Genomic DNA, 17,875 nt, shown 5'->3' with positions numbered 1-17,875 from the left:
GATTATTAATTCTTATAGTTACGTGTTTGTACCTTAATTGCCTCATACTCAAGTGGTTCCTTGATAAGTTCAGGAGCCTTTGCGTCGTCGCCGTTATATTCCCAGCAACCAACATAGAAGAAGTTCTCATCGTCGCGCTTTGCTTCGCCTTCCTCTGTCTGATGCTCCTCACGGAAATGACCACCACAGCTTTCCTCACGATGCAAAGCATCATAAGCTACAAGTTCACCCATAAGGATAAAGTCACGAAGATGAATAGCCTTATCTAGTTCGATATTAAGACCTTCCTTAGAACCTGGAATAAACAAGTTAGTATTGAATTCTTCACGGAGAGAAGCCATCTGTTTCAAACCTTCTTCAAGACCCTCCTTAGTTCTGCCCATACCAACGTGTTCCCACATAATATGACCTAGTTCCTTATGGATAGAATCAACAGAACGCTTACCCTTAATATTCATAAGGCGATCAATTTCTGCCTTAACACCATTCTCTGCCTCGTCAAACTCAGCACGATTGGTATCAAGATGCGGCCATAAATCCTGATCAGCAAGATAATTTTGAATTGTATATGGCAATACGAAGTAACCATCTGCAAGACCCTGCATAAGAGCTGAAGCACCAAGACGGTTGGCTCCGTGGTCAGAGAAGTTACACTCACCAATAGAGAATAGACCAGGAACAGTAGTCATAAGTTCGTAGTCAACCCAGATACCACCCATTGTATAGTGGATAGCAGGGAATATCATCATTGGATTATAATACTTAACACCATTAATTTCATTTGCGACTTCACCAGGATTAACGTCTGTAATCTCTTCATACATATCAAAGAGGTTACCATAACGCTGAAGAATAGCATCAATACCAAGACGGTTAATTGACTCAGAGAAGTCAAGGTAAACGGCAAGACCAGTATTGTTTACACCATATCCGTTATCACAACGCTCCTTAGCAGCACGAGATGCAACGTCACGAGGTACGAGATTACCGAATGCTGGGTAACGACGCTCCAAATAGTAGTCACGTGCTTCCTCAGGAATATCAGAGCCCTTCATCTCACCAGACTGCAATTTCTTTGCATCTTCAAGATTCTTAGGAACCCAGATACGACCATCATTACGCAAAGACTCAGACATAAGAGTAAGCTTAGACTGCTTGTCACCATGTACAGGAATACATGTAGGGTGAATCTGAACATAAGAAGGGTTAGCGAAATAAGCACCCTTACGATAGCACTGAACGGCAGCTGTACAGTTGCAGCCCATAGCGTTTGTTGAAAGGAAATATGTATTACCATAACCACCAGTAGCAATTACAACAGCATTTGCTGTGAAACGCTCTAGTTCCCCAGAAACGAGGTTCTTAGCAATAATACCACGAGCATGCTCGTCAACGATAACAACATCTTCCATCTCATAACGAGTGTAAAGCTTAACCTTACCAGCCTGTATCTGAAGACTTAAAGATGAATAAGCGCCGAGAAGAAGCTGCTGACCAGTCTGACCCTTTGCATAGAATGTACGGCTTACCTGCGCACCACCGAAAGAACGGTTAGCAAGCATACCACCATATTCACGTGCGAAAGGAACGCCCTGAGCAACACACTGATCAATAATGTCATTTGAAACTTCTGCAAGACGATATACGTTTGCCTCGCGAGCACGGTAGTCACCACCCTTTACTGTATCATAGAAAAGGCGATAAATAGAGTCACCGTCGTTCTGATAGTTCTTAGCAGCATTGATACCACCCTGAGCTGCAATAGAGTGCGCACGGCGTGGAGAATCCTGGATGCAGAAATTTAGAACGTTGAAACCCATCTCACCAAGAGATGCGGCAGCACTTGCACCTGCAAGACCTGTACCGACAACGATAACGTCCAGTTTTAATTTATTTTTTGGGTTAACCAAGCGCTGATGAGCCTTATAGTTGGTCCATTTCTCAGCCACTGGTCCTTCTGGTATTCTGGAATTTAATGTCTTAGTCATAATATTCTTTGTTTTGAATTATAAGCCACATGCTTTCACAATGTGGAAATAATGTTGATTATAAATTATGCAGCAGCGCAAAGACTAGGTGCAATACCGAAGTAGAATGCGAGCACTACAGCAACGAAAGCAAGCATAAGCACTGTTACGTAAACAATACCAATTACTTTCCAACGAGTGAACCACACCTTACCATTGATACCAAGTGTCTGCATCGCACTCCAGAAACCATGAGAAAGGTGGAACCAGATAGCAACAAGCCAAATGATATAAAGAACAACATATACAGGATTACTGAATGTTGCCTTGATAAGACCAAAACCGTCTGAGGGAGACAGTGCTGTCTGCATGCCAGCAAGCTCTGCAAACATCATCTTATACCAGAAGTTAAACAAGTGAAGACCTATACCCAAAACTACGATAAGTCCGAGTACAAGCATGTTCTGACTAGCCCACTCTACCTTTTCAGGTTTTGCTGTCACTGCGTAACGCTCGCTACCGCGTGCGCTGCGGTTCTGTGCAGTAAGAATGAAAGCATAAACGATGTGACAAACTGCAAGTGCTGCTAAGCCAATTGTTGCAACTACTGCATACCAATTGGCGCCAAGCAACTCACAAATTGTGTTATAAGCCTTTCCTGAGAAAATGGCCGCAACGTTCATACAACAGTGGAACGTCATAAATAGAATAAGAGCAACGCCTGTTATTGACATTACCAATTTTCTACCAATAGATGAATTGATTAACCACATAAATGATTGATTTTTAAATATTTAACTGTTAGAAATTATATTCAATTTAATTTACATTAATTTATTGCACGTTATAAAAATCCACAACACCAATACCTATTAATAGGCATATTTATCCTCATAACAGATTGCAAAAATACTATATTTTAGTGATAATTCAAAGCTATTTAATAAAAAATCCAATTTTATTTCTTACTTTTGCGAAAAATATAAGTATATACTAATAATGCTTTTTAAATACGACGTTATTATTATCGGCGGCGGTCATGCAGGCTGTGAAGCGGCTGCTGCCTCAGCTAACATGGGGGCGAAGACGTGCCTGATAACAATGGATATGAATAAGATTGGTCAGATGAGTTGCAACCCCGCTATTGGCGGAATTGCGAAAGGACAGATTGTACGTGAGATCGACGCACTTGGAGGCCAAATGGCTAGAGTGACAGACAAGACCGCAATACAATTCCGAATGATAAACATTGGCAAGGGGCCTGCCGTTTGGAGCCCTCGAGCACAATGTGATCGTGGTAAGTTTATATGGGAATGGCGTACCGTTCTTGACAGCACACCTAATCTTGATATCTGGCAAGATCAAGCTGATGAACTTTTAGTTGAAAACGGAGAAGCTGTTGGTGTAAGTACGATCTGGGGTGTGGAATTCAGAGCCAAGAGCGTAATCGTCACTGCAGGTACTTTTCTGAATGGATTGATGCACGTAGGAAGAAAAATGGTTGAAGGCGGAAGATGCGCCGAACCAGCCGTGCATAATTTCACCGAAAGTATCAACCGACTCGGTATTACATCGGCAAGGATGAAAACAGGAACACCGGTGAGAATAGATAAACGCAGCGTACACTTCGAAGACATGGAGGAACAGAAAGGCGACGTTGATTTTCACCAATTCAGTTATTTTGGAGAGCATCGCATACTAAAACAGTTACCTTGCTGGACTACATATACAAACAAAGAGGTGCACGAAACCTTGAAAAAAGGACTCGCAGATTCTCCCCTCTTCAACGGCCAGATACAAAGTACAGGTCCACGTTACTGTCCTTCGATTGAAACGAAACTAGTCACATTTCCAGATAAGGAACAACACCCTTTGTTTTTGGAACCAGAAGGTGAAGATACAAACGAAATGTATCTAAACGGTTTTTCTTCAAGTATGCCAATGGATGTACAACTTGACGCAATCCACAAAATTCATGCTTTTAGAGACGTAAAGATTTATCGACCTGGTTATGCGATAGAATATGATTACTTTGATCCAACGCAACTAAAACACACTCTTGAATCGAAAAAAGTGCCTGGATTGTTTTTCGCTGGACAAGTGAACGGAACTACCGGATATGAAGAAGCAGGTGGACAGGGAACTGTTGCCGGAATAAATGCGGCTATAAGATGCGGGGGCGGAGAATCACTCATCATGCAACGTGACGAAAGCTACATTGGTGTACTTATAGACGACCTTACAACAAAGGGCGTTGATGAACCATATAGAATGTTCACATCAAGAGCAGAATATCGTATTTTGTTGAGACAAGATGATGCCGATGCCAGACTAACAGAAAAAGCATTCGAATTAGGCATTGCCAAGCGCGACAGATATGATTGGTGGCTTGAAAAGAAAGAGGCTGTAAACAAACTGATTAATTTCTGCAAGGAAACTCCGATAAAAGCGCAGGAAATAAATTCTCAACTTGAAGCTATCGGTACTACGCCATTACGTGCTGGCTGTAAACTTATAGATCTTATTGCACGTCCACACATTTCTCTAAGCAATCTTTCTGAAATAATCCCTTCACTCAAAGAAGCGATAAATTCGCCAGAAAACAGAAAAGAAGAAATAGTAGAGGCAGCCGAAATCAAAATGAAATATCAAGGTTACATCGAGCGAGAAAAAATCGTTGCCGACAAGATGCACCGTCTTGAGAATATAAAAATCAAGGGACACTTCAAATATAGCGAACTTCACGAAATTTCAACAGAAGGTCGTCAAAAGCTTGAAAGAATCGAGCCAGAGACTTTAGCACAAGCAAGTAGAATTCCAGGCGTTTCTCCTAGCGACATTAACGTTCTTTTGGTTCTCTTGGGGAGATAACTTAACAGGGCCCAAAACGTGAAACACCGGTGTTACACCACGTACGTTTCACGTGAAACCAATCAAACAATAAAACATTGATATTGTGCACTTTAAGCATTAAAGTAAAACGTAATACTTCGATGAAATCGAAACAAAATATAACAAACAACTATATAGAAAAAAATGAATAATCAACTACTATTAGACAATCTGCGTTGTATACCAGATTGGCCAATCGATGGTGTAAATTTCCGCGACGTCACTACCCTTTTTAAGAGCCCAGAAGCTCTAAAAGAAATCGCCGATGAAATGTGTGACTTTTATACAAATAAAGGAATAACAAAAATTGTAGGCATAGAAAGTCGTGGATTTGTAATGTCATCTGCCGTAGCTGTAAAACTTGGCGCAGGCATCGTTCTTTGCAGAAAACCAGGCAAGCTTCCATGTAAGACTGTTCAGGAAAGTTATGCAAAAGAATATGGTATTGACACTATTGAAATCCATGAAGATGCCATAAACGAAAATGACGTAATACTTCTGCACGATGATTTGCTTGCAACTGGAGGAACAATGCTTGCAGCATGCAACTTGGTTAAGAAATTCCATCCAAAGAAGATTTATTGTAACTTCATCATTGAATTAAACAGTGAATTTCCAAAAAGCCGCGAACTATTTGATAAGGATATTGAAATTACATCCCTACTGAAGTTTTAAAACAATCAGCAAGAAGATGGAAGAGAAGAACTTCGCCCATCTTCTTGCTTTAGTTTTAATTTCTTCTCAAGCCCATTTTCGCAATCAGTTTCACGTGAAACAAAAACTTTCAAAACACCTTTAAACTAACGGGATTCAGAACATGAACAAAGAAGAAAACGAGCAAAGATTAGCTTATCTTAAAGGTATAGTATTGAACATGCCAGAGAAGCCAGGAAGCTATCAGTTCTATGATGATAGCCACACTATTATATATGTAGGCAAAGCAAAGTCTCTAAAAAGACGCGTTTCGTCTTATTTCCATAAAGAAGTTGACCGTTTTAAAACTAAAGTACTTGTTTCGAAGATAAGAGATATCAGCTATACTGTTGTAAACACAGAAGAAGATGCCTTATTACTAGAAAACAGCCTTATAAAGAAATATAATCCAAGATATAATGTTTTGCTTAAAGATGGCAAGACATATCCTAGTATTTGCGTAACCAATGAATATTTTCCTCGGATTTTCAAAACAAGAACTATAAATAAGCACTTTGGAACGTTTTATGGGCCATATCCGCACATATCAAGTATGTACGCAGTGCTTGACATAATAAAAAGATTATATAAACCTCGTACATGCAGACAACCTATTACACGTGAAGGAATAGACCTTGGCAAATATCGTCCTTGCTTGGAATATCACATCCACAACTGTAATGCCCCTTGCATAAACAAGCAAAGCTACGAAGAGTATCAGGAGAACATGAATCAAGCTCGTGAAATTTTAAAAGGCAACACAAGAGCTGTAGGAAAAAGGCTATACGACCTAATGATGAAAAATGCCGAACTATTGAAATTCGAAATAGCAGATGATTTAAAGAAGAAGCTCAACCTTCTTAATGAATTTGTTGCGAAAAGTGAGGTTGTTAGCTACACGATAGATAACGTAGACGTATTTACAATCGTAGACAATGAAGATCGCAAAAATGCTTTTATAAACTATATACATGTAAAGAACGGAACAATAAATCAAAGTTTTACGTATGAGTATAAGCGAAAACTTGAAGAAACGGATGAGGAACTACTTATAACGGCTATCCCAGATATCAGGGAAAGATTTAAGAGCAAGGCGAAAGAAATAATAGTCCCATTTGAAATGGAATGGAAGATTAAAGATGCAGAATTCTTTGTTCCGCAGCGCGGAGATAAGAAGCATCTGCTAGAATTATCAGAAATGAATGGAAAACAATATAAGTTTGATAGACTGAAACAAGCCGAGAAACTTAATCCAGAGCAGAAGCAAACAAGGCTAATGAAAGAACTGCAAAATAAGCTTAAGCTTGAGAAACTACCCTATCAGATTGAATGTTTTGATAATTCAAATATATCAGGAACTGATGCTGTTGCAGGATGTATCGTTTACAAGGGTATGAAACCTTCAAGAAAAGATTATAGAAAATACAATATAAAGACGGTAATTGGACCAGATGATTATGCTTCTATGCAAGAGGTCGTAAGACGCAGATACAGCAGAATGGTAGAAGAAAAAACACCACTGCCAGACCTTATTATAACTGATGGAGGAAAAGGTCAGATGGATGTTGTAAGAGAGGTCATAGTAGACCAATTACATCTAGATATACCTATTGCCGGACTAGCCAAAGATGATCGCCACCGCACTAACGAATTACTATTCGGATACCCTCCTCAAACTATAGGTATAGACGTAAAAAGTGAACTATTTAAGTTGCTTACGCAGATACAAGATGAAGTACACAGATACGCAATTACCTTTCATCGCGACAAGCGTTCCAAGCATGCTCTACACAGTGAACTAGACGACATTAAAGGAATAGGGCCAAAGGCTAAAGAAGCTCTTTTAAAGCGTTTCAAGACTGTAAAAGCTATAAAAGAAAGCAACGCAGAGACTTTGGAAGAAGTACTTGGTAACGCAAAAACAAAAATATTACAGGACCACTTCAATAAGCAGATGTAAATTGATAGTTAATAACAATAAACTCATCTAAAAGAAGTATCACATACATCACGCTTAAATTTACAAGTCGCTGATAGACAAACACTTAACCATATATATTAGAAATACATTAAGAAATATATCTACAATTATTCGTTTAAAAAGAGAACTAAATATCCGATACTAAACAATAATTTGGTAGAATAGAAAATATAAAGTATCTTTGCATTATGAGAATCATTATTCAACGTGTTAGTCATGCATCAGTAACAATAGAAGGCAACACGAAATCAGCTATAAAAACAGGGTATATGATATTACTCGGAATAGAGGAAAGAGACTCATCAGAAGACGTTGACTGGCTGGTAAAAAAAGTGATAGGACTTAGGGTATTTGACGATGATAATGGAGTTATGAATCGCTCTATAATAGACGTTGAAGGAGACATATTGGTGATAAGCCAGTTCACGCTATTTGCTAGCTATAAGAAAGGCAATCGCCCATCATGGCTTAGAGCAGCTTGTCACGACATTTCCATCCCACTCTACGAGGAATTCTGCCAAAAGCTATCCACCGCATTAGGAAGACAAGTCGGCACAGGTGAATTCGGAGCAGACATGAAGGTAGAATTATTAAATGATGGTCCAGTAACAATATTTATGGACACTCATAATAAAGAATAACCATAGATAAATATGACAATAAAAGAAGCACAAGAAGCTGTAGACCAGTGGATAAAGACATACGGAGTTAGATATTTCAGTGAACTTACTAACATGGCTTGCCTTACCGAAGAAGTAGGAGAATTAGCTAGGGTTATAGCTAGGAAATATGGTGACCAGAGTTTTAAGGAAGGCGAAAAAGCTAACGTTGGAGAAGAGATTGCCGACATAATGTGGGTACTAATATGTCTAGCTAACCAAACAGGAACTGACATTACAGAAGAACTGCAAAAGAGTTTCGAGAAGAAAACCAAAAGAGATGTCAAGAGACATCTTGACAATCCGAAACTAAAAGCATAAAACATTGATTATAAAATAGTTATAAACATAAAAGACAACGTTATGACAGAAGTTACATCAAATCTTGACAAGAATAGTTTAAATGTCAAGAAAGATCAGAGCAAATACGAAGAAGCTCTTAGTAAGTATAATACAAATATTGACGACGCTGAAGTAAAAGCTGCCGTAAAGAAGATAATTGAAGAAAAAGTACCTCAAAATGACACTCTTGATGTTAAAAAGTTTCTGCTTGGAAGCGTTGAACTAACATCGCTTCACACAACAGACACAGAAGAGGAAATTCTTGCTCTTACAGAGTCTGTAAACAGATTTGAGAGTGAGTATCCAGACCTTCCTCATGTTGCAACAATATGTGTATTCCCTGCTTTCACTGAATTAGTAAGTAATTCACTTGAAATTGACGGTGTGGAAATAACCAACGTATGTGGTAATTTCCCTTCATCACAGAGCAGAATGGAAGTTAAGATAGCAGAAACCCAACTTGCGATCGTTGACGGAGCAACAGAGATAGACATCGTTATGCCTGTAGGAAAGTTTCTAAGTGGTGATTACGAAAGCGTTTGCGACGATATCAACGAAATGAAACAAGCCTGCGGTGATATCCCTATGAAGGTAATACTTGAAACAGGCGACCTTAAGAATTGCAGTAATATAAAGATTGCCTCTATCCTATCAATGTATGCTGGTGCCGACTATATTAAGACATCTACAGGCAAAGAAAAGATAAGTGCAACACCTGAAGCAGCCTATGTAATGTGCCAAGCTATAAAAGAGTACTACGACGAAACAGGAATCCAAATAGGTCTCAAGCCTGCAGGTGGCATAAACACCGTAATGGACGCAATAACCTACTACACAATAGTAAAGGAGGTTCTTGGCGAGCAATGGCTTACAAACAAATGGTTCCGTATGGGAACAAGTCGTCTCACAAATCTACTTATTAGTGAGATCACAGGAAAAGAAGTAAATTTCTTCTAGATAAAATAAAAAGCCTCTCAATTGAGAGGCTTTTTTTATAATTTCCTTTTTATAACGTAATCAACATAAGCTGTCAACGACTTCCTTATTTCCTCATCAGCAACTCTACTTTCAAGGAAACTCATACATTCTGAATGAAAGTCCCACATGCGCTTCTCTGCATAATCAATGCCACCGTTTTGCTTGGTAAAATCAACCAATCGTGCTATTTCGTCTGAGCTTATTTGATGGGCCTTAATCTTACGTGCTATTGCTATCATTTCCTCATTGTTTGTTGAGTTCAATGCATAAATAGCTGGCAGGGTCAGCTTACCATCAATCATATCATTTCCTGTTGGTTTGCCAATCTCATCAGAGTTATAATAGTCAAAAATATCATCCCTAATCTGGAAGATAATACCAATGTTTTGTCCAAATTTCTTTGCTGCCAAAACGTCTTCTTTTGACGCACCTACACTCTCTGCACCTATAGCAGCACAAGCCTCGAAAAGAGCAGCAGTTTTTCCCTTAATTATCTCATAGTAAGCATCTTCAGAAATATCTGCATTCTGTATATTACTCAACTGCAATATCTCACCGTCAGAAAGAGTACGACCTAATTCTGCAAGATATCTTACAATAATCTCAGAATGAGTATAAGATACATTAAGCAAAGCTGTAGAAAGAATAAAATCACCAACAAGCACAGATACTTTATTATCATAAAGGGCATTAACACTCTTCTGCCCTCTCCTTTCAGCACTTTCATCAACAACATCATCATGAACTAGACTTGCTGTATGAAGCAATTCAAGGCCAACAGCTGCATGCAGAGTTGTATCAGATACTTTACCGAAGTTCTTGGCAATAAGCAATATAAGCATTGGCCGCATACGTTTACCCGCACGCTGCTTGATATGATTAAGAGCCTGAGAAAGTAGTCCATTATCATGATCCAACGACTTATTAAAGAATTGTATAAAATCGTTGAGTTCTTCTACAATAGGCTGTTTGATAAGAGATAAATAATCCATTCTTTCCGTAATTTGATACAAAAATACTCATTTTTACGGGATTACTGACAATTTTTTAGTAATTTTACGCCAAATATATCATAATTATGGAAAAATTATTTCTTTTAGACGCTTATGCGCTAATATTCAGATCATACTATGCACTAATACGTAATCCAAGAATAAATTCGAAGGGACTCAACACGTCAGCAATTCTTGGTTTTGTAAATACTCTAAACGAGATAATAACCAAAGAAAACCCTACCTATTTAGGTGTAGCTTTCGATCATGGAAAAACATTTCGTCACGAAGCTTTTCCACAGTATAAGGCACAACGTGAGGAAACTCCTGAAGATATTACACGTAGTGTTCCTATTATAAAAGATATTCTTAGCGCCTTTAACATCCCTATTCTACAGGTAGACGGATATGAAGCCGACGACGTGATTGGAACACTTGCTTTAAAATCTGGAAAAGCTGGTGTTGAAACCTACATGCTAACACCTGATAAAGACTACGGGCAACTAATCCGCAGCAATGTTTTCATGTATCGTCCAAGACATGGTGGAGGATATGATATAATTGGCGAAAAGGAAGTTCAAGAGAAATATGGTATCCCTACTCCACACCAAGTAATTGATTTACTTGCATTAATGGGTGACTCAGCAGATAATTTTCCTGGTTGTCCTGGAGTTGGAGAAAAAACAGCTGCTAAACTAATCAATGAATTTGGATCAACAGAAGAACTCATTGCACATACAGATCGACTTAAAGGAAAAATGCGCGAAAAAGTAGAAAGCGCAATTGAAGATATTAAAATGTCGAAATTCCTTGCAACGATAAAAATTGATGTGCCAACAGAATTAAATCTTGAAGAATTAAAACTTCAAAATCCGGATGAAGAAAAATTGCGCTCAATTTTCAATGAACTTGAATTTAAGTCTCTCGCAAATAAAATTCTAAACAAGAATGAACAAAAGCCAATTTCTGTTAATCAAGAGCTTGATTTGTTCGCAGAAAATCCGAGCGAGAGTAAAGAAACTTTTGAAAATCAAAATTTTGAAAGCCTTAAAACAATAGCTCACGAATATAAACTTATTGATAATCAAGATGATGCTAAAAGACTTTGTGAGTTTTTTAGGACAAAATATATATTAAGTCTAGATACAGAAACTACATCAACCAACACAATAGACGCAGAATTGGTTGGTTTATGCTTTTCTGTTGAAGAAAAAAAAGCATTCTATGTTGCTATTCCGTCAAATCGTAAAGAAGCGTTGGAATATGTTAATATATTCAAATCAGTGTATGAAGACGAGAATATTCTGAAAATCGGTCAAAATATAAAGTACGATTATGAAGTTCTTAAAAAATATGGAGTAACTCTTCAAGGTAAGATTTTCGACACCATGCTTGCCCACTATGTTATCCAACCAGAAATTCATCATAACATGGATTTCATGGCAGAAACTCTTCTTGGATATAAGACCATACATATCGAGGAACTGATCGGCGAGAAAGGTAAAAATCAAAAGTCAATGCGCGACCTAGACCCAAAAGATGTCTATGAGTATGCTGCCGAAGATGCCGACATTACGTTGCAACTCAGAAATGTACTCGAACCCCAACTTAAAGAGAACAATGTTGAGGATTTATTTTGGAATATAGAAATGCCTCTTATTCGCGTTCTTGCTGATATGGAACTCAACGGAGTATGTCTTGACACAGAAGCATTAAAAGAGACATCAGAGATTTTCACTAATCGCATGAAGCAATTGGAACAAACGATATACGAAGAAGCTGGCGAAACTTTCAATATATCAAGTCCAAAGCAAGTTGGTGACATTCTCTTTGGAAAAATGCACATATTGGAGAAACCTAAAAAGACAAAGACGGGACAATACGTGACTAGCGAAGAAGTACTGCAATCACTGAAAGGTAAAAGTCCTATTATAGAAGATATTCTTAACTACCGTGGATTAAAAAAACTTCTCGGTACATACATTGATGCACTTCCAAAGCTTATTAATAAACGTACTGGGCACATACATACTTCTTTCAATCAGGCACTTACAGCTACAGGTCGCCTATCGTCAAGTGATCCAAACTTGCAAAATATTCCTGTAAGGAGTGAAGATGGAAAAGAAATACGCAAATGCTTTATTCCAGAACCAGGATGTTTATTCTTTTCTGCTGACTATTCTCAGATTGAGTTAAGAATAATGGCGCATTTGAGTAAAGACAAAAATATGACAGAGGCTTTTCGAGAGGGCTTTGACATACATGCAGCCACAGCCGCAAAGATTTGGCACAAAGACGTAAATGAGGTATCGCCAGAAGAACGAAAGAAAGCAAAGCAAGCCAATTTCGGTATCATATATGGCATAACAACTTACGGTTTGGCTCAGCGAATGAATATTGACAATCATGAGGCACGAGAACTCATTGATGGTTATTTCAAGACTTTCCCAATGGTTAAAGAATATATGGAGAAAGCAAAAGAAGTAGCCCGTGCAAAAGGATATGCAGAAACTATCTTTGGCCGTCGCAGATATCTGCCTGATATCAATTCAAAAAATGGCACCGTAAGAGGATTTGCAGAACGCAATGCCATCAACGCTCCTATTCAGGGTAGCGAAGCCGATATAATAAAAATCGCGATGATTCGCATATGGAAACGTTTCAAGAAAGAGAACATACGAAGCAAAATGATACTTCAGGTTCACGATGAACTTAACTTCTCTGTATATCCTGATGAAAAAAGGATTGTTGAGAAAATAGTTTTAGAAGAAATGCAGGGAGCATACAACCTCAACGTTCCACTTATCGCCGATGCAGGATGGGGCAAAAACTGGCTTGAGGCGCATTAATATAATGCTCTATCAAACATATTGAGAAGACAGACGAAACGTACGAACATTAATTATTTAAATCGTACGTTTCGTCTGTCTTGTTTGCATAATCTGTTTCATAACCTTGTTTTGTTACATAACGCAAAATTTATGAAACAAAGAAACTATCTATTAAATATAATTTTTGCATAACTTTGCAAATTAATAATACCAAGAAACAAATCGCGAGGTTACCATGCACTATAAATCTTGATAATCAAGCATAATATTTTTAATCTAAACTAAAATTAATCATTATGGACAAATACACAATAAACGCATTATTTGTTTTCTATTATCTAGGTCAAGAATTTTTTTTGAAAAGTATCTGTAAAAACGTATGGTTAACTATCATTACATTTCTAATATTAATTTCCTATCTAATATACACTATTGTAAAAATAGAGTGCAAAAGAGACTATTGGGCTGTAGGAATAGGACTATTAGCTATTGTATCACAAACATTCTGGGTAGTCTTTTATAATTAAAATATACATGATAATTATATGAACTGTATTAGAATAAATAAAAACACCGTAAACTTACTATTTGTGTTATTTTACTTTGTACAGGAATATTATAATAAGATTATCTGTAAAAATGTATGGCTAACTATTACATCGTTTATTATTATGACTTCCTTTATAATATATACTATCATAAAAAGAGATAGCAAGAAAGACTATTTATCATTAGCATTCGGCCTTATCGCTATAATTAGTGAGGTATTATGGCTAATACATTATAATTAATATATAAACACATTTCCATGAAAAATCATTTACTTACCACTATTGTACTCGTGTGTACATGTATGTTATCCACATTTACTTGTGGGTGTTCATCTAAACTAACTTCAAAAGAAAAGAATTCTTTTGATAAATCAGTGATTGCTGATTTAGAAATTCTAAATGAAAAGGAAGCTAATGCTTTTCAAAAAATTCGAGAATTTTCTTCACTGACAAAGACAGACTCCGTTTCACCAGAAATAAAAGATGCAAAAAAACAAATAGTGACAGCAATAATAGAATTTGCCGGAAAACATGATATCACTGCTGATTTAACTCCACAAGAGAAAAATTTTCATCTTAGCAAAGATTCTGTTGACATGATTAAAGCTAATCCACTAATGGCATTAGATTTATATAAATCTATGAAAACTAAGAGGTTTAATAAGTTGTTTAATACATTTTTATCTAAAGACAAAATTGACATGGATATAGAAAGTATAATTCATGACAAAAAGTTAAAACTGAATGAAAAAATGATATTAATCAGTATGAAGCAAGCTGAACTGAATAAGAATATTCTAAATATGAACATCCAAAAAGATAACAAAACAAGTGATAATGTGAATTAAACTGTATCAAGCAACAATTATGATTAGTTTAATATAGTTTTTATTGACAACGGAGACATGACAGCCTACCAAAACGTAAGTTATGGTAGGAACATGTCTGCCACCCCAGTAAGGTTTTCAAGAAGAAGCATTTAACATTACTAACTTGTAAATGTATGCTATACAAATATATAAACAACCTAGACACAAAGCCATTTCTGGAGGATTCCACACCATAAATTTACAAAGAATCCAGAAAAAAAAGAAAAACAACCTACACTATATACATTTTTTACTTAAATAGCTATTAGTCAGCATCTTACACCATGTATATGAGTGCCTTATCCTACACCTTTCCTACATGATTCCTACACTATAAACACGTATTTGTACCTAAAACAAAGGATTTTGATCATATTGCAAGACTAAAGACGCTTCTTATGTTGCCCAATACTCCATGTCCTCAGCAGTAAAGCAAATCACAGTGAAGTCATTCATAGAAATAAAGAAAAAAAGAATTTCATTTCTATTTATAAATAAAATTTTTAAACTAAACTGTTTCATAAAACATTTCTATATATCAACCTAGTCAGTAAGATATTGCAGAAACTATAATGATAATCAATTCTATTATCGCCAAAATATACAAAGCACAGCAAAAATAAAATCACCTTTTTCGGTGCGCCTTTGAGTGATTAGACCCTAATCACTATGCAAAGCATGTAGGACAATAGAGTGATTAGGGCCTAATCACTCCCTAAAATGTATAAGAACGGACTCTCCTACATTAGCTAACATATTGTATGACAATGCGTTTCGCAAAATCATGTAGGAAATGGCATTAAAAAATCAAAAAAATATTTTTTTATTGACTATGATAGAACATAATGATTCATTAGATAGCAATATGAACAACAACGCCCAATTATGAAATAAACAAAATACATGTAGTCATGATGTGTTTCCACATCCACAACCATGCGATAAGGATGTTTTATTACTTATTTTCCCTTTTTATCCTTAAAAATCCCTTTTTACTTTTACCTTTATGATATTTTGTGTAATTTTGCAAACAAATAAAAAGTAATAGCCGATCGAAGGGAAGATTGGCTCATTTAAACGTTTAAAGAATATGGCATTAAAATGTGGTATTGTAGGTTTACCAAACGTAGGTAAGTCTACTTTATTTAACTGTCTGTCTAGTGCTAAGGCACAGTCAGCAAACTTTCCTTTCTGTACTATTGAACCAAATCTTGGTGTAATCACCGTTCCAGACGAGCGACTCACCAAACTTGCGGAAATTATTCATCCAGGACGTATCGTACCAGCAACATGTGAAATTGTTGACATAGCTGGACTTGTAAAAGGAGCTAGTAAAGGTGAAGGCCTTGGAAACAAATTCCTTGGTAACATCCGCGAATGTGATGCCATTATACATGTTATCCGTTGCTTTGACGACGACAATATTGTTCGTGAGGGCGGAATGGCTGTAGATCCATTATCAGACAAAGGAATAATCGATACAGAGTTACAGTTGAAAGACCTTGAAACAATAGACTCACAAATGGCTAAACAGCAAAAAGCTGCAGCTGCCGGCAATAAGGACGCAAAGGTGCTTTGCACTGTTCTTGAAACATACAAGGCAATCCTTGAACAGGGCAAAAATGCACGCGAGGCTACCTTTGAAAGCAAAGATGAGCAACAAGCTGCACATGACCTGTTCCTTCTAACCACAAAGCCAGTACTCTACGTTTGTAATGTTGACGAAACTAGTGCTAAAGATGGCAACGAATACTCAAAACAAGTTGAAGAAATTGCTGCAAATGAAGGTGCTGAAGCAATGATTATTGCCGCAAAAACAGAGGAAGACATTGCATCCCTTGAAACATACGAAGACAAACAGATGTTTCTTGAAGAACTAGGATTGAAGGAAAGTGGTGTAAACCGACTGATAAAGAAGGCTTACCAACTACTTAATTTACAGACTTTCATCACCGCTGGAGAAATGGAAGTAAAGGCTTGGACATACCACAAGGGTTGGAAAGCCCCACAGTGTGCCGGAGTTATCCACACAGATTTTGAAAAAGGTTTTATCCGCGCTGAGGTGATCAAATATGAAGATTATATCAAATATGGCACAGAAACAGCCATACGTGAAGCAGGAAAACTAGGTGTCGAAGGTAAGGAATACGAAGTTCAGGATGGCGACATCATGCACTTTAGATTTAACGTATAAACAATCCGAAGTCTGAAAAGACAAGGATATCATAAGCTGATATTATGGTTCAATTATTAAACTACATCGTCTGGAATCCCGATATTTACGCCATTCAAATTGGCAATTGGGGTCTACGCTGGTATTCACTATGCTGGCTTGCCGGACTTATCGGAGCCTATTTTATGGTGAAATGGTTGTTCAACAACCAAAACATAACAACAATCACCACGACAGTAAACGGAAAAAAGGTTGAGAAGAATGTCTTTGATCCCCTCTTCATCTACTGTTTCCTTGGTATTCTCATTGGTGCCAGGTTAGGTCATTGCATATTCTATCAGCCTGATTATTTCCTTACTTCAGGTCAGCATTTCATTGAGATGTTTCTACCGATACACTTCATGACCGATGGTACCATAAAGTTCACAGGTTATGAAGGACTGGCTAGTCACGGTGGAACAATTGGACTGATGATCGCCCTATGGCTATACTGCAAGAATACTGGCGTAAAAATGTGGCAGGTGCTTGATAACATAGCTATTGCAACGCCTATCACAGCATGTTTTATAAGATTGGGAAACCTTATGAACAGTGAAATCATAGGTAAAGTTACATCAGTTCCATGGGCTTTCATCTTCGAAAAGGTAGATAAGTACCCACGCCATCCAGGTCAATTATATGAAGCAATTGCTTATGCGGTGTTCTTTTTCGTAGGATGGTACTTCTATCGTGTCGCAAAGAAAAAAGTCGGTACAGGCTTTTATTTTGGTCTCTGCATAACTCTTATATTCACATTCCGCTTCTTCATTGAATACACAAAAGATATTCAAGTTAATTTTGAGTCAGGAATGCTAATAAACATGGGACAGATTCTAAGCATACCTTTCGTAATATTGGGCATATATTGTATGTTCAGATCTAAGAAATAAGCTATAATAAGATATTAT

Annotated in this window: 13 protein-coding genes; 10 read left to right on the top strand and 3 right to left on the bottom strand. The window is 37.2% G+C overall.

Annotated elements, in window-relative coordinates; translation table 11 throughout:
- Positions 1–5: 5 nt before the first annotated feature.
- Both prwr041_RS05860 and prwr041_RS05855 read right to left on the bottom strand, forming a co-directional pair.
- On the bottom strand, positions 6–1,988 hold the full coding sequence (locus prwr041_RS05860; protein ID WP_207155398.1) for a fumarate reductase/succinate dehydrogenase flavoprotein subunit: 1,983 nt from the start codon (positions 1,986–1,988) through the stop codon (positions 6–8).
- 65 nt (positions 1,989–2,053) lie between these two features.
- Positions 2,054–2,740: a succinate dehydrogenase/fumarate reductase cytochrome b subunit gene (locus tag prwr041_RS05855; protein ID WP_207155397.1), complete on the bottom strand. Its 687-nt coding sequence runs from the start codon at positions 2,738–2,740 to the stop codon at positions 2,054–2,056.
- A gap of 226 nt (positions 2,741–2,966) precedes the next feature.
- Between prwr041_RS05855 and mnmG the strand changes: the two genes are divergently transcribed.
- From mnmG to deoC, 6 genes are all read left to right on the top strand, one after another.
- On the top strand, positions 2,967–4,838 hold the full coding sequence (gene mnmG, locus prwr041_RS05850) for a tRNA uridine-5-carboxymethylaminomethyl(34) synthesis enzyme MnmG (protein WP_207155396.1): 1,872 nt from the start codon (positions 2,967–2,969) through the stop codon (positions 4,836–4,838).
- Positions 4,839–5,003: 165 nt separating this feature from the next.
- Positions 5,004–5,534, top strand: coding sequence for an adenine phosphoribosyltransferase (locus tag prwr041_RS05845; RefSeq protein WP_207155395.1), 531 nt, complete (start codon positions 5,004–5,006; stop codon positions 5,532–5,534).
- Positions 5,535–5,676: 142 nt separating this feature from the next.
- Entirely contained in the window at positions 5,677–7,512 is a 1,836-nt protein-coding gene (uvrC, locus tag prwr041_RS05840) for an excinuclease ABC subunit UvrC (protein WP_207155394.1), read from the top strand.
- A 209-nt stretch (positions 7,513–7,721) separates the two neighbouring features.
- Entirely contained in the window at positions 7,722–8,174 is a 453-nt protein-coding gene (gene dtd, locus prwr041_RS05835) for a D-aminoacyl-tRNA deacylase (protein WP_207155393.1), read from the top strand.
- 12 nt (positions 8,175–8,186) lie between these two features.
- Positions 8,187–8,513, top strand: a complete 327-nt coding sequence (locus prwr041_RS05830) for a nucleotide pyrophosphohydrolase (RefSeq protein ID WP_207155392.1) — start codon at positions 8,187–8,189, stop codon at positions 8,511–8,513.
- Positions 8,514–8,555: 42 nt separating this feature from the next.
- On the top strand, positions 8,556–9,491 hold the full coding sequence (deoC, locus tag prwr041_RS05825; RefSeq protein ID WP_207155391.1) for a deoxyribose-phosphate aldolase: 936 nt from the start codon (positions 8,556–8,558) through the stop codon (positions 9,489–9,491).
- 35 nt (positions 9,492–9,526) lie between these two features.
- Here the strand turns inward: deoC and prwr041_RS05820 are convergent, their stop codons facing one another.
- On the bottom strand, positions 9,527–10,504 hold the full coding sequence (locus tag prwr041_RS05820) for a polyprenyl synthetase family protein (protein WP_207155390.1): 978 nt from the start codon (positions 10,502–10,504) through the stop codon (positions 9,527–9,529).
- An 86-nt stretch (positions 10,505–10,590) separates the two neighbouring features.
- Here prwr041_RS05820 and polA point away from each other — a divergent pair, with 86 nt between their 5' ends.
- The 4 genes from polA (at position 10,591) to lgt (ending at position 17,857) form a co-directional block, all read left to right on the top strand.
- On the top strand, positions 10,591–13,353 hold the full coding sequence (gene polA, locus prwr041_RS05815; RefSeq protein ID WP_207155389.1) for a DNA polymerase I: 2,763 nt from the start codon (positions 10,591–10,593) through the stop codon (positions 13,351–13,353).
- Positions 13,354–14,143: 790 nt separating this feature from the next.
- Entirely contained in the window at positions 14,144–14,734 is a 591-nt protein-coding gene (locus prwr041_RS05810; RefSeq protein WP_207155388.1) for a hypothetical protein, read from the top strand.
- 1,111 nt (positions 14,735–15,845) lie between these two features.
- Complete coding sequence (ychF, locus tag prwr041_RS05805; protein ID WP_207155387.1) at positions 15,846–16,949, top strand: redox-regulated ATPase YchF; 1,104 nt, start codon at positions 15,846–15,848, stop codon at positions 16,947–16,949.
- Positions 16,950–16,993: 44 nt separating this feature from the next.
- Complete coding sequence (gene lgt / locus prwr041_RS05800; RefSeq protein ID WP_207155386.1) at positions 16,994–17,857, top strand: prolipoprotein diacylglyceryl transferase; 864 nt, start codon at positions 16,994–16,996, stop codon at positions 17,855–17,857.
- Positions 17,858–17,875 lie beyond the last annotated feature (18 nt).

It is taken from the genome of Prevotella herbatica (assembly GCF_017347605.1).
In the GTDB taxonomy this organism is placed as follows: Bacteria; Bacteroidota; Bacteroidia; order Bacteroidales; family Bacteroidaceae; genus Prevotella; species Prevotella herbatica.
This window is presented reverse-complemented; position numbering and strand designations above follow the sequence as displayed.